The 14,078-nt window shown below is 56.0% G+C and carries 10 protein-coding genes; 3 read left to right on the top strand and 7 right to left on the bottom strand.

Annotated elements, in window-relative coordinates; all coding sequences use genetic code 11:
* The first annotated feature begins 218 nt into the window (after positions 1 to 218).
* Both BINDI_RS06725 and BINDI_RS06720 read left to right on the top strand, forming a co-directional pair.
* Positions 219 to 1,862: an anthranilate synthase component I family protein gene (locus BINDI_RS06725; protein ID WP_052108995.1), complete on the top strand. Its 1,644-nt coding sequence runs from the start codon at positions 219 to 221 to the stop codon at positions 1,860 to 1,862.
* Complete coding sequence (locus tag BINDI_RS06720) at positions 1,843 to 2,433, top strand: anthranilate synthase component II (protein ID WP_033491092.1); 591 nt, start codon at positions 1,843 to 1,845, stop codon at positions 2,431 to 2,433. Before BINDI_RS06725 ends, BINDI_RS06720 begins: the two co-directional genes overlap by 20 nt.
* A gap of 52 nt (positions 2,434 to 2,485) precedes the next feature.
* On the opposite strand, the gene BINDI_RS06715 is transcribed toward BINDI_RS06720, so the two are convergent.
* The 5 genes from BINDI_RS06715 to BINDI_RS06695 all read right to left on the bottom strand — a co-directional run bounded on the left by BINDI_RS06715 (position 2,486) and on the right by BINDI_RS06695 (position 7,711).
* Entirely contained in the window at positions 2,486 to 3,460 is a 975-nt protein-coding gene (locus BINDI_RS06715) for a siderophore-interacting protein (protein ID WP_033491093.1), read from the bottom strand.
* A gap of 149 nt (positions 3,461 to 3,609) precedes the next feature.
* Positions 3,610 to 4,458 (bottom strand): ABC transporter ATP-binding protein, encoded by an 849-nt coding sequence (locus tag BINDI_RS06710; RefSeq protein WP_033491095.1) that lies wholly within the window; start codon positions 4,456 to 4,458, stop codon positions 3,610 to 3,612.
* Between the two features lie 5 nt (positions 4,459 to 4,463).
* Positions 4,464 to 5,543: a FecCD family ABC transporter permease gene (locus BINDI_RS06705; protein ID WP_052108997.1), complete on the bottom strand. Its 1,080-nt coding sequence runs from the start codon at positions 5,541 to 5,543 to the stop codon at positions 4,464 to 4,466.
* A 2-nt stretch (positions 5,544 to 5,545) separates the two neighbouring features.
* Positions 5,546 to 6,526: a FecCD family ABC transporter permease gene (locus BINDI_RS06700; RefSeq protein ID WP_237742938.1), complete on the bottom strand. Its 981-nt coding sequence runs from the start codon at positions 6,524 to 6,526 to the stop codon at positions 5,546 to 5,548.
* Between the two features lie 114 nt (positions 6,527 to 6,640).
* Positions 6,641 to 7,711, bottom strand: a complete 1,071-nt coding sequence (locus tag BINDI_RS06695) for an iron-siderophore ABC transporter substrate-binding protein (protein ID WP_033491099.1) — start codon at positions 7,709 to 7,711, stop codon at positions 6,641 to 6,643.
* 204 nt (positions 7,712 to 7,915) lie between these two features.
* On the opposite strand from BINDI_RS06695, the gene BINDI_RS07480 reads away from it, so the two are divergent.
* Positions 7,916 to 8,173: a hypothetical protein gene (locus BINDI_RS07480; protein WP_148302001.1), complete on the top strand. Its 258-nt coding sequence runs from the start codon at positions 7,916 to 7,918 to the stop codon at positions 8,171 to 8,173.
* A 552-nt stretch (positions 8,174 to 8,725) separates the two neighbouring features.
* Here the strand turns inward: BINDI_RS07480 and drmB are convergent.
* Positions 8,726 to 10,483, bottom strand: a complete 1,758-nt coding sequence (gene drmB, locus BINDI_RS06685) for a DUF1998 domain-containing protein (protein WP_033491101.1) — start codon at positions 10,481 to 10,483, stop codon at positions 8,726 to 8,728.
* 1 nt (position 10,484) lies between these two features.
* Complete coding sequence (drmA, locus tag BINDI_RS06680) at positions 10,485 to 13,799, bottom strand: DISARM system helicase DrmA (protein WP_033491103.1); 3,315 nt, start codon at positions 13,797 to 13,799, stop codon at positions 10,485 to 10,487.
* Between the last annotated feature and the right edge of the window lie 279 nt (positions 13,800 to 14,078).

Below are 14,078 nucleotides of genomic sequence, written 5' to 3'. Positions count from 1 at the left end.
CTTCGCCTGATGGGCCAGAACCGGCTCGGTTCTTCTTCTGATTCATATATCCGCCTCGGTGTTTGAGGTCTCTTTTTCCATTGCTGACGGGTGTGGGGCCATCGGATGGTTTGGATTCATACCGTATTGGATACCCGCCTCAACCCGGGCGCACTCGCACCATGAGAGGTTCATCCCCCGTCTTTCCAATCGCAGCATCCGACCAAGGGAGTGCCGGTATGACCATCAATGCAACCATGGAATCCCACCAATTCGTCAGCGACCTTGACGCCCTGTCCATATACAGGCGCTTGCGCACCAGGTATCGGGAGGATCAGCTCTTCCTCCTGGAGTCCCTGAGCGGTCCCGATACGGACAGGAACCGTTCGGTGATTGGATTCGAGCCCATGTTGACCCTGAGTGTGACGGACCACGTTATGACCATTGATCCGCTGGGTAACGTACAGCTGGCAGGTCTGTTGGAGGTCTTCGGCCGGATTGAGCAGGGGGTGGTTCACCATCCGGTCTCCGACATCCAGGAGGTGTTCGCGGTACTGAGGGGGATTGAGTCCTCCTTCGCCATCAGCGGCGGCCATGAAGGCCCCTTCGGGATGGGATGGTTCGGCTACTTCGGGTATGACACCATTTTCATGATTGAAGACCTGGAAGAGCGCATTCCCAGGGATGCGGCCCTACCGGTCATCTCGCTGACCCTCTACCGGGGAATCATCACCCTGGACCTGAAGGCTGGCGGCCACTGCGCCACGCTGATCCATCTGAGCGGCGACCCTGGCGGGTACGACATCCGGGATGGTCGGGGAAGCAGGGAAAGCGACAGTCCGGTAGGGCAGGAAGACGCGGGTGGCATTGAGTACAGCAGGCTTGACGGGCAGCCGGATGGGAAGAGCGTTGGGCATGAGTCCGACCGGTTTGCGGAAATGCTGGGCCTGCTGCAATCTGACGCACCCCTTGCGGAAGACCTTGCCCGGACCGGTGCAGGGTCTGAGGATGCCGGATCGGACTTCCCTTACAGCGCCCATGACACGATTGACCGGGACCTCTTCTATCGGTGGTTTGCCAAGGGCAAGGAGCACATAGCCCAGGGAGATGTGTACCAGCTCCAGCTCGGGCATGAGATTCAGGTGGACTCCAGGATTCCGCCCTTCCAGGTCTACCAACGGCTGCGTCGGCAGGACCCGTCCCCCTATATGTACTATTTTGTGACTCCCCAAGGGGTGCATGTCATCGGCGCCAGCCCCGAGCTCTTCATCGGACTGACCCCTGATGGTGACATAACCCTGAGGCCCATCGCAGGAACTGTCGGCAATCCCGGAGATGATGAGGCCCGCCAGGCGGCCATCAGGCAGCTGACCGGCGACCCCAAGGAACGGGCCGAACACCTGATGCTGGTGGATTTGGGGCGCAACGACGTAGCCAGGTGCTGCACACCCGAATCCTTGGAGGTGGACCGGCTGATGACCACCGAGGTTTACTCCCACGTCATTCATATGGTCTCGGATGTGGTCGGTCGAATCCGGCCTGGCCTGGACAAGTACGACGTCTTCTCGGCCGCCTTCCCCGCCGGCACCATGACAGGAACCCCCAAGGTGCGCGCCGTGGAAATCATCGAGGAGACCGAGGTCAGTTCGCGCGGGGTATATGCCGGGGCGGTGGGCTTCCTCGGATTTGACGGCCAGGTCCTGACGGCGCTGTGCATAAGGACGGCCTCCTACCATTCGGGCAGGTACCACCTGCGCGCCTCGGCCGGAATCGTCGAGGATTCTCAGCCGGAAAGCGAATGGCAGGAAACCATGAAGAAGATGAGTTCGGCCTATCTGGCCATCACCGGAAAGGAGCTGGCCCATGAGAGTCTTGCTGGTTGATGCCTTCGACAGTTTCGTCTATGTGGTCAAGAACTACGTGGACCTGTTGGGCGCCGATACGACCATTGTCCGGGTGAACCACCTTGCCGAGGTGGATCCACTCACCTTTGATGCGGTCATCCTGGGCCCTGGACCGGGCCATCCGGAGGACTGCGGATACCTGGAGCTCCTTGACCGGGTTGCGGGACGGAAGCCGGTATTCGGCATCTGCCTGGGCATGCAGGCCATCGCAGTACATGCCGGAGCCCAGGTGGTCAGGGCCTCCAGCCGCCAGCACGGTAAGGTGAGCCGGATAAGAAACGACGGGAGGGGCTGCTTCACAGGGTTACCCGACACCTTTGAGGTGACCAGGTACCATTCCCTGGTTGCCGATGAGACCTCGGTCGGGCAGGTCGCCGATCTGGAGATCAGTGCGCGCTCGCTTCTGGACGGGTATGTGATGGGCCTGAGACGTGGTCGATCGCTCATGGAGGGTGTCCAATTCCACCCCGAGAGCATCGGCAGCCAGTATGGTCACCAGGTGATTGGCAACTTCTTCCGGGAGTACTGCGGCTCGCCTGCTGGGAACTGACCCGTTGCGGTCGGCTGTCGGTAATGGGGGCCGACCGCACCCGAAGTCCGTATCAGGACATCTCGCTACGGCCCTGTCGCCAGTATCCCATGAAGGAGACACTGCGTCGGTCCATTCCGTGGTCTCTGACCAGCATGCGCCTCAGGTCACGGACGGTGGCTGCCTCGCCGGCAATCCAGGCATACAGGTCATCGGTTTGGATGACGGTATCCGCCTCGGCGGAATCGGATGTCTCCCAGAGCAGCTCGCGGTCGATATCGATTTCCTTGAATTCCTTGGAGGATTGAGCGGCCTCGTCCGAGTCGGAATGGACCGGCAGGTCATCCAGGAGGTTGTGCATGGCCTCGGTAAGGGCATGACCGTGGCCGGACTCGTCGCGCACAGTCCAGATGACGCGAATGCCCTCGGGTGTTTGGAGGGGGAGGCGGTCCTCTTCGGTCGGGACTTCAATCACCACCACCCCGTCACCCTGCCACTGGTCGCGAACCAGGCTTTCCATTATGGCGGCGATGGCCGGGAGCGCCGTTTCATCACCCGCCAGGAGGATATGCCTGGATTGGCCCGGGTGAAAATCAAGTCCTGGAACCTGTCCTCCGACCCTTCCATCGGGGCCGATGATGACGGCTTTGTCGCCTGGCTTGGCCTGCTCCGCGAAGGTTCCGGCAGGTCCGGAAGGATCGTGGATGACGAAGTCCACATCCATTTCCCCGATCTCGGGCCTGAGAGCGCGAACCGTGTAGGTACGCATCGGGTTGCGGCGCTCCGTAGGGAGAGCTCTCCATTCCTGTAGCCAGCCAAGCGGAACTTCTGGGGCAACCTCAAAGAAGGAGGGGTCAGGCACTGATCCGTCCGGAAGGGGAAGGATGATTTTGATTCGCTCGTCGTATCCCGCATCGGCGAAGATCTTCAGATCGGGACTCTGGAAGACGATGCGGCGGAAGTGGGGCGAGAGTGTTTCCGTTCTGGCCACGGTGACGTGGAAGGGAATCAGGGATACCGGGTGGTTGGCGGGAAGTTTCATGGTCATTGCTCTTTCTGTTGGGGTGTATGGCCTGACCTTGGACTCAGGCCTGTTGTGTGGGTGTCTGGGTTGCCGAGAATCAGGACACCGGGTTTGGTGTCATAGGGCTGGATTGCTGTGTTTCGGATATCGGATGCGAATCATGGGGATGTACATTACCGGGGCCTCACGGAGTGGGCTCCGAGGCTATGGAGGGGAGCAGGTGTCATCAGTGGAGTGCCGGTGGACCCATCCTTCGCCACGGTGGACGCGATGTCGAACACCTCCGTGACCAGGTTCTCGGTCATGACCTCGTCGGGAGCGCCCAGGGCGACCCTCCTGCCATCCTTGATGGCCAGGATCCAATCCGAGTATCTGGCGGCCATGTTCAGGTCGTGGAGAACCATGACCACCGTGACGCCCTCCTGCCTGTTCAGGGTGCTCAGCAGGTCAAGCACCTCAAGCTGGTAGGCGATGTCCAGGTAAGTGGTCGGCTCGTCAAGAAGGAGTATGTCGGTCTGCTGGGCGAGGGTCAGGGCAATCCAGGCGCGCTGGCGTTGGCCTCCGGACAGGCGGTCGATTGGGCACCCCGCCATATCGGTCAGTCCGGTCAGGGCAAGGGCCCGTTCCACCGCCTTTTCGTCCTTGTCCGTCCACCGCTCGACGAAGTGGTGGTGGGGGTATCGGCCGCGAGCGACCAGGTCGGCGATGGTGATGCCGGCGGGGGCTGACGGGTTCTGCGGCAGTAACCCCAGAATCGTTGCAACCTTGCGGGTGGGCATGCTGGTGATGGGCTCTCCGTCCAGCATGACGGCCCCCGAGGCAGGTTTCAGTATCCTGGCCATGGCCTTGAGGAAGGTTGATTTTCCGCACCCGTTGGGTCCGATGATGGACCCCATCGTGTGTGGGGGTATATCCAGACTCAGGTCCTCGATGACCGTACGCCCGCCATAGGTGAGGCGAAGGTGCGAGGCGGTCAGCTTATGCGCGCTGCTCCAGGAGTCGTGTGCCGGGGGTGACGTCATGATGTTCAGAGCTCCTGTCTGCGGGTCATGAGGACCATGATCAGGATGAGGACGGGGCCGCCCACAATGCTGGTGATGATGCCGACCGGCACCTGGGTTGTGGGCAGATGTTGAGCGACGATGTCCGACCCCAGAACCAGGCAACCTCCCACCAGGCCCGACTGGATGAGGGCCGATGTTCCCCGACCAACCAGGACTGCGGCGATGGGGCCGGAGAGGAACGAAACAAAGGAGATGGGACCGGTGGTCGCCGTTGCGACAGCCAGGAGCAGCACACCCACGATAATCACCTCGAACTGGACACGGCTTACCCTGACTCCCAGTCCGGCGGCCATCTCCGGTCCCAGCTGCAGTGTGCTGACATTCCTGTCGAGTGCCAGCAGGAGCATGGCGCCGACGAGGGTTGTTGTTGCCAGTATGGGTAGATCGGACCACTGGGCATCGGCCAGGCTGCCCGTCAGCCACCGGGTTGCTGCCTGGATGTCCCATTGGTTGCTGCGAACCATGAGCCAGGAACCCAGAGCATTGAACCCTGCGGCCACTCCGATTCCGATCAGTATCAGCCGGGTCGGGTCGAACGAACCGCGCCAGGCCAGGGCCATGACCAGGAGGGCTGTCAGGAGACCGCCCATGACCGCCAGGCAGGCCAAGGGCATGCCCGACAGACCCAATACGACAATGCCGAAGATGGCGGCCGTGTTGGCTCCTGCCGTGATGCCGATGATATCCGGGCTGGCCATCATGTTGCGCAGGAGGTGTTGGAAACCAATTCCGGCCATGCCGAATGCGATGCCGGCGGCGCAGCCGATCAGTGCCCTGGGCATGCGGAGTTGGAGAATCACGAATCTGGTCCCTTCGTCTCCCTGCCCCAGAAGCGCTCCAATCAGGTCGCTCATGGAGTATGTTCGGTGTCCCAGAACCAGGTCCGACAGCGCGAGAGCAACCAGGAGTACCACAAGCAGGATGGTGACCGCCAGTGAACGAACGGTATGGGTCCGTCGTATCCGTTGCAGGTCGGTCATCGCATCGGGTCTATGCGATTTCTGAAGGGCGGGGTTATCGCCACGAACGGGAGGAGCGACCATGCCTATACCTCCGCGCTTCTTCTGCGCCCGGCCAGAATCACGAATACGGGAGCCCCAATCAGTGCCGTGACGATGCCGACCTCCACGTCGGATGGGCGGGTGATCATCCTGCCCACCACGTCGGCGCCAACCACCAGAAGGGGGCCGATGAGGATGCTCAGAGCCATGATTCGTCTGTAGTCGGGTCCTATAAGCAGTCGTGCCACATGGGGGACCACCAATCCGACGAAGCCAATCGGACCCGCCAGTGCCGTACAGGAGGCGCAGAGGAGTATCGCCGCAAGCCAGGCCAGGCTGCGGACACGCCCGACGTGCATACCCAGTCCTTCGGCCATCTGATCACCCAGGGTCAAGGCGTTGATTCCGGGTGTCAGACAGAAGGCGAGTATCAGGCCAAGAGCGAGAAGAGGCAGGACCGGCATCATGAGATCGAACCGGGCGCCGGAGATTCCGCCCACCTGCCAGAAGCGATATGAGCTGATGACATTGATGCGCGGCAGAAGGATGGCGGAGGTAAGAGATCCCAGTACTGAACTGATCACGACACCGGCCAGGGTCAGCCGTAGCGGAGATGGACCGGATGGTCCCAGGGAGCCTATGGCCCAGACGGCCAGTGCGGTCGTCGCACTGCCCAGCAGTCCGACCCAGACATACTGGGCCGGGGTCGATAGGGAGAAGAAGGCTATGGAGCAGACGATCGCCAGGGCCGCCCCCGTATTGAAACCCAGAATCGACGGGTCCGCCAGTGGATTGCGTGATATGCCCTGCATCAGGGTCCCGGCCACCCCGAGCCCGGCACCGACCAGGAGGCCGAGGACGGTGCGAGGGATTCTCAGGCGGATGGCCGAGACCGCGATGTCATCCGAGGAGGCGGACAGGGCGTGGAGGATGTCGGAAGGGCTGACGGAACGGGATCCGAAAACCAGGGACAGGGCGCAGACCATGACCAGGCAGACCGCCAGAATCAGCCCGGACAAGACCATGGGTCCGTTTCCATTGCGATGCATGGTTGCTCGCCGGGTGCCTGGGCGCGGAGTCACTCCCGACCGCATATATGCGCCACCTCTCCCTCTTTCATCCCCTCACCTGCGGCCTGATTAGACCTTGGCGGCAGCCTCGCCCAGAAGTTGGGCGTATGCGTCGGTCGTCTTCTGGATGGACAGGGCCGAGGGGTCAAGGGCATTGGCCATCTCGCTGTCATTGTCGATGACCACGACGGATCCTCGCTCAACTGCAGGAATCTTGGAGAGGAGGGGGTCCTTGCGCATCGCTTCAAGCAGGTCCGGGGTGCCGTAGGTAACGATGATGTCGACATCCTTGTACCTGTCGGCATGCTCGGAGGAGATCTCCTTGTAGAAGTTCTTGGTGCTCTTGGAGTCCTCCTTGATGGACTCCGGAGTCTCCATACCGAGGTCGTTCAGGAACTGAGGCCGGGCGTCGGAGGTGGTGTAGACGCTGAACTTAGAGAGCTTGGAAGCATCGAAATACATCACTGCCGCGGTCTTGCCCTTGATGGCCGGTTGGGTCTCTCCGGCCTTTGAGATGCGCTCCTCCAGGTCGGATATCAGCTGCTTGCCCTTTTCGGGTTCTCCGATGGCTTTGGCTGTGGACGTGATGACCTTGCGCCAGGGGTCGCCCCAGGCAACCTCTTGATAGGCGATTGTCGGCGCAATCTTGCTCAAGGTGTCATACTGCTTCTTGGTCATGCCGGAGAGCAGGCCGATGATTAGATCGGGCTTGGACGCGGCGATGGCCTCGACATCGATGCCGTCCGATTCGTCATGCAGCTTGGGCATATCCGCCTTGGCCACACGCATCTCATCTAGGGCATCCTTGGTCCAGGTCAGATACCCTCCATCCACGGTCTTGCCGAAGGAGTTCTTCTGGATGCTGACCGGCACGACCCCCAAGGCGATGAGGTTGTCGGGAGTGGCCCATCCGACGGTGGCGATGCGCTTGGGCTTGGAAGGGATCGAGGTGGTGCCGTAAACATGATCGATCTTGACGGGGAAGGAATCCTGCTGCCCGGAGGTTGTGGTCTCGCTGGACGTGGCTGTCTGCGAATTCTGCCCGCAGGCGCCTAGAAAGAGCGTGGAGCTTGCCAGTACAGTGACGATCGCGATGGCGCGTTTGAGCCTAGTCAGGGGAAGGGATGTTCGAGTATGCATGTGTTTCCTTTGATTGTGCTGTGAAACTGGCATGGCGCACCAGAGCCAGATACCAGATTTAGCATCGGCGCGACAGGAAGAAAAGAGTTGATTTCCTTAGCCGCTTGTGTTACAAAGCGCGCTTGCAAGGTAATGAAGGATTCACAGAGCCTTAAGTGGAATCCCGGACCTGGGTCTCGGCACCGGAAGTCTGTTTTTGGACTCATGGACGGCGTCATCGTGTATCTGCCCCGGAGTGCGCCAGAAGCAACCGAGCATAAAGCACTGCACGGTATTTCGGAAGACAGCCATCCGCTTTGCCGGATTTGCTTCACTCTCCTTGTAGATGTGACAGTTGAGATCTCGTTGTTTCCCCGTCATAACTTTGATGTCGCCGTCACCTCCATGTCACGCTTCTTCGAATATCTTTCTGAAGATAAGCTGCGTCATCACTTCATTGAGTTGTTTTGCTGTGCGTTCTGACTCAATCAGGGTTCCGAGTTCGATGTTTCCCTGTTGTCCGTGGTATGACAGATTCACTGATGTTATTTCATATCCGCAGAGATGATCTTGGCGTGCAGAGCGGCCATCTTGTCTTCCTTGTTGTTGTAACGTATAGTTTGAGAAAGCAACCCTTGTGTGAAGCAATTTGCCTGCTTCTGGCTGGTTCGAGATGTTGTTGAAGGGAAATTTGACAACCCCCTTTCCGGCTTTTGCCGATGATGGTGTCTGTAAGTTCTGAGAAATATGAGGACAGCGAGTATCCGGTCATTAGAATGCTGCTTTCCGCGCCCTCGATCATTGATCGAACAACAGCCATTGTCGGCTTTGCATTAATTCTGAACGACGGCGGTGCTGTCACGACAAGTGAGACTTTGTCGGTGCTTTCTATATTCAGAGCAGACTGGATTGTCTTAGCTATTTCCTCGCAATCTGTCGATGACAAACCCGGATACTGTCTGCGCAAGATGTCTGCGGCAATGTCGGTACCATTGGCAGCATCTGCCCTTATGGTATTCAGAAGTATCTCTCTTCTTACATCTCCACCTGACAGAGCTCATTCACCAACTCTCGGAAATACGAAGTCTCCTCACGTTCCGAAAGAGGAACCACAAGTCCCCGATCAAGCATGCGGTTCCCGTTCTCGCATGCAGTTTCTGAAACCATACAGCACGAATGGCAGGTGGCACCGTTAGAGTTCTTTCCGGCTGGGAGCGTGTTCATGCATTCCGGATCGTTTGTGCAGATCAAGGCTTCCTGGAATGTGTCCCGCATGAGGTCTGTCATCTGGACTGCCGTACCGAGTTCTACAAGACCTCCGAGAGAGCCCTCCTTGTCGGAGCTTCCCGTGTAGAGCAGGACGCCTGCCATATTGTCGCCGAAGTAGATTCTTTCCCTGATTGCCGAAGAGGAGTAGCCCGACGACATGGCCATTTGCTTGATGAGAAGATGGGAAAAGGTATGCATAAGGGCGTAAACGGCATTACGTTCTGCCGTTATCGTCCATCCCTTTGACTTACAGTACTCCTCATAGGAAGCAGCATATTTCCCCGAAATTTCTGCGACTTTGGGCTCATTTAGCCAATCTGCAAGCGTTTGTCTGTTGAATTCGATAAAAATTCCTTCCCCGTTTACCTCTACAGCAGGAAGCCATCGTTCGTCCCCTCCTTTTGTCAGGTAGACGACATCCGGCTGTTCATCCGCGTCAGGTTCGGGAGCATCAACACGCGTGAAGCCAAGAAGCACCTGCACCTCACGCAGTCTTGTTATGCGGATGATTCGCTTGAAGTAGCGTTTAAAGTAATCGGGCAGAGCATCTTCTTCGGTCTTGAAGTGTTTCTTGTTGGACTGATAGGACGGATCATCGTGATGCGTTATGGCTTCATACTCCATTCGCTTGATTTCCGTAAATTCCTTGATGTTTTTCATGCGTCGCTCATAGGCTGCATCAAATTCCTCGCGTGTATACCCGGAAAAGTAATTTTCATAAACACCTTGAAGGACTGATTCCTTGTCGGCTCCGTATTTTACAGCCGCCTCGATACCGCGGAGATGCTCGTCTATCAGGTTGTATAGGGGATTAATCCACGGTGGGATAGATATGGCACTTTTCGACACGGCAAAGTATGCGTTTGATGCGCCTCGTTGTGACGGGATGACCGGTTTCTCGCACTTTTCGCTCTTGCAGCGCGGCCGGAACGGGTGCATGCCGCTACACGACAGGCCTTCGAAGTTCTGAGCCTGCGTCGCTCCGCTCATGCTTCCTTTCATGCCGCATGAGCACTCTAACCGCATATCCGACAGCGTGGATGTACTTCCGGTGGAGTACATTCGCATTTTGCCTCCACAATCTGTTTCTCCGCGATGAACCCACCATTTCCAAGGAAAATCTGACATGTGCCCTTTTTCGCAGATTGTTATGAAACGGGCTGGATAAGCGCGCCATCCGCAGTCGGGGCAATTAACGCCATATTGCAGGTACGTGTCAAAATCACTGTCAATCGTCTTCCTTGCATCAAAGAGCCTCCCACATTTGGAGCAAACATGCCAGTAAGGAAAAGTAACGACGGGTATGTCATACGCAAAGGTGGTCCTCGGCATATAGAAGGCATCAACGTTCAGGTAGGATGCAAGCCGACCGTCTAGTATCTTCTTCCCTTTGACCTTCCAGTACGGGATATCAAGAATAGTCACTGAGTCTTTTACCGCGTCTACAACCGATCCCGGTCCGAAGGTTGTAATGATTTGGTTTGGTCGCAACTCGCCAAGTTTATTATTATAGTGCTCAGCCATATTAGTCCTCCTGGTAGTAGTACATATTTGCTGCGCTCTCCACATCACGCATTGATCGCAAAGTGGGTTTCTCGCTCTCGATATGAGGCTGCTCATATCCGTTCATAAGCCTGCTGTATTTTTCTGTTCCTACAACGTAATAGCGAAGAGGTCTCGTGGCCTGCACTGCCGCTGACTTTGATTTCCACCAATCAATGAACTGGCTGATCTCTTCACTTGCATCAGCTCTTGCAGATGGTTTGACAATCCCTATCCGGTCAAGGATCATTTCTTTCACAGTATTGATATGGCTCTGTGGCAGAGCGCTAATTGCCGCAGCATCCTTGTTGTTGGCCATTTCCGGGTACAGAAGTCTTATAGCTGAAATAACAAGTGCGTGTAGAACACGATCCCGTGCTCTTGCAGAGAATGGAGTGGCAGTTGTCCCCTCCACGAACCGGTATAGCTGCGCATGGTAGCCAGTGAAGTTCTCGTAATGCGAAAGGTCACGTGGACGGTAAGCGTTATACAGCGTCACTACAAGTCCAGGATGAGCACGCCCTATGCGGCTTGTCGCCTGGATGTATTCGGAGTTCTGTTTCGGCTGGCCCGTCACGACCATAAGTCCAAGCCGATCGACATCCATACCAGTTGCAATCATATTCGTTGCAAGGGCTGTGTCTATGTGGTTTTTTGCCGTATAAGGCAGCTCAAGCTGATTGAGTTTTTCCGGTATTCTCCATGACGACATTCGGGATGTTATCTCGTCGGTCTTATCCAGAAACCTGCGCTTCTTGGAATCATAGTGTTTCTGGATACGTTTAATTCTAGCGGGAATATCATCCTGCAGAAGGCGGACTGCACCTCCAAGTTCTCGGATACTGTTAAAATATCCGATCAAACTGTAGTACGGATCAATGACGTCCTTGTACTCATCTTGTAGGGAGAGTGTGTAGGCTGCCTGCAGAATGATGGCGTAAGTTCTCAGCAAGGCTGTTTTCATGGACTGCCCAGGAGCACAAATTCCGACATATTTCCGGAACGGATCTTCCTCGATCGGGATTTCGCGTATAAAGAAGCTGTCGCCAATCTCGAAGCCATTAGGAGGGAATTGCTTCGTTGCGTTCCTGGCATACAAGCTCTTCGCCTGGTTGCCCGCATTTTTGATTGTTGCCGTGGAGACTACGTACTTTGGTTTAATTCCATCATGCGTACACATGTCCTCGATAATTGTCTCATACGCACCGTAGACAGTTCCAAGAGGCCCCGTGATCAGATGAAGCTCGTCCTGGATAATCAGCTCTGGAGGGAGGAACGGTTTCACCTTCGTAATTTCTGCAGCAGGAAGGTTTGCCGTCTTCCTGTGTTTCGGATGTTCTTCCGATCCGATTGCAATATACCCGTCGCGGCTGCACTTGTGGTCAACTCTTCCGAACAGCGCATTCGTGTTTACGTCCCACGGCAGTTTTGCGAACTTGTCGACCGTTGACAAAATAATGGTGGGACACTTTGCGTATATTTCTTCATCTACCAGATATACCGGGATTGGGGTGCGTGTCCCGCTCTGTGGGTATTTATAGAATATGCAGTGCTTATCTGAGCAGTAGATTTCTACGGACTTCTTTTCCGGTACGATATAAAAATCCTTTTCTGTGAGAGACTTGCCGCAGAGCGGACACGTAAGAAGCTGCTTATAGAGCAGGTTCTCCTTGCTGCCCGGCTTTTCTTTCACTTCGGCGAACCCGTTCGGAGTCACTGCACCTCCGACCCAGAAGCCGATGCTGATCGGCTCTGATCCGTAGCGGGGTTTTTTCTGCCTGACGAGTTCAGCAGCGACAACCATCCTCGTGATACGGTCACGTTGCTGCGTCGTCAGCAGCCTAAGCGTGTAACGCAGGATGATGGTTACGCCGCCGTCATGATTGTATTTGTCGCCTTCAGAAGATCTCAGACGTCTGTTGGCGATGGTGAAGGCCATGAGTCCAAGGTAAGCCTCCGTCTTTCCGCCGCCAGTCGGGAAGTAAAGCAGGTCGACGAATTCACGCTCAGTATCTTCCGGATGCACAATGCCCTTGAGATTCATCAGAATAAAAGCGATCTGGAACGGCCTCCAGGAGAAGTCGTTCCTCGGGTTGTTCGGATCGAGAAACTCTTTGAAACTGCACTCGATGCCTTTTCCGTGTTTCTTTGCGTAGTTCTTGATGCTGTTCTGCATGAAGATTACGCTGTTCATGAAGCTGAATGCCTCAAAGGAGATATCATCGGTCGTGATGATGCGGATGCCGTCCCGAATTCTGCGCAGGGCCTCTGAGCAGTGGCCTATAACCGTATCTCCGACTTGCTCTCGGAATTCTGGATCGCTCATTCTTGAGCTGTTGGTCAGAGTTTCATTAATCCAAGCCTCGTATGAGTCGGCAAGCGCGTTCAGCTTCTGTATAGTTTCCGACTTTTTATCTTTTGCTGCCATCTGACAGGTAGAAAGCTTGGATGAGAAATGCTCAAGTGCAGCACTAACGCCGGGATGCTCATATTCTGGGATGAACGTGGATTCAACATAATCAGTCCGGCCGTTTTCGGTCTTTCCCCATACGGCAGCGCAGCCTCTGCCGCGTCCCATAATCGGCCGTTGCTCAAAGTAGAACTCCTCGGTCGTGGGAACATCCCTGCAGACATGCTCTGCGATGAACACCGTCGATTGGTTTTCTCCTCGAGCCTTGATTCCTACCTGGAAAACCAGTCCCTCGACGTCACTGGACGGATTGCTCCGCTTGTTCACAACATAGGCAGTAACGAGAGAGTATCCGGTCTTTAATGGAATGCGCGACACATGGACATGAATATTTGAATCGCGGACAAGCGTGTAGTCCTTTGTGTGCCTGAAGTCGCTGAATTTGACTTGAACGGTTTCCTTCTCCGGGGTCCTCTTGTAAACCGTGCGGCTGTGTTCCTTCCCATCCTTACCAACGCTCTTCTCGGTTGACTTTGTGTAGTCTCCCCAAGTCACATCCAGGAAGATGTAGTCGAGACTGCTTTCCACGTAGAAGCTGATACCGATGGATGACGGCAGCTCGAATTTCGTGGTAGATATCGACTCGTTATCATCATCCTTGCCGGGTGTGAAGTCCTTATTATCCCCGTAATCAATGTCGGCTTCGACTTCCTGCTCGTTCTTGTCCGGTGCATTCTCATCGCGCTGCGGCTCGAGCTTGCCGACGAGATAGGCGTAGCGCGGATTCTCGTCCAGCTTTTCCTCCGGAGAGCACGGGCCGATCAGGTCGGTTCGTATTGCTTTTATGATTTCCTGTCGCACTTTGGCATACTTGAATCTGTCAGCCATTAGTCCTCCTCCTTTATGGATGCGCTATTCGAGGGTATATTTGCAGGCATTTTCGGGATGGACTTTGTCATCGGAATAAGCCTATGCTTTTGTGTCATGTGGTATGAGTCGGTTATCGTGGTGGAAAACCTCGCCAACCATGAGCCTTCACGTGCAGCTGAAGAGCCCACGTGCTATTGACTTAAATCTATGCATAGTCGCGGTTTCCACGAAGAGAACAAGGGTTGCGCTATAGACTGTTTTCCTGGAATAGCCGCACTGATTCAGTAGCAGATTAAT

The sequence above is a fragment of the Bifidobacterium [indicum] DSM 20214 = LMG 11587 genome, assembly GCF_000706765.1.
In the GTDB taxonomy this organism is placed as follows: Bacteria; Actinomycetota; Actinomycetes; order Actinomycetales; family Bifidobacteriaceae; genus Bombiscardovia; species Bombiscardovia coryneformis.
Note: the sequence above shows the minus strand (reverse complement) of the source record. Positions and strands in the feature narration are given on the sequence as shown.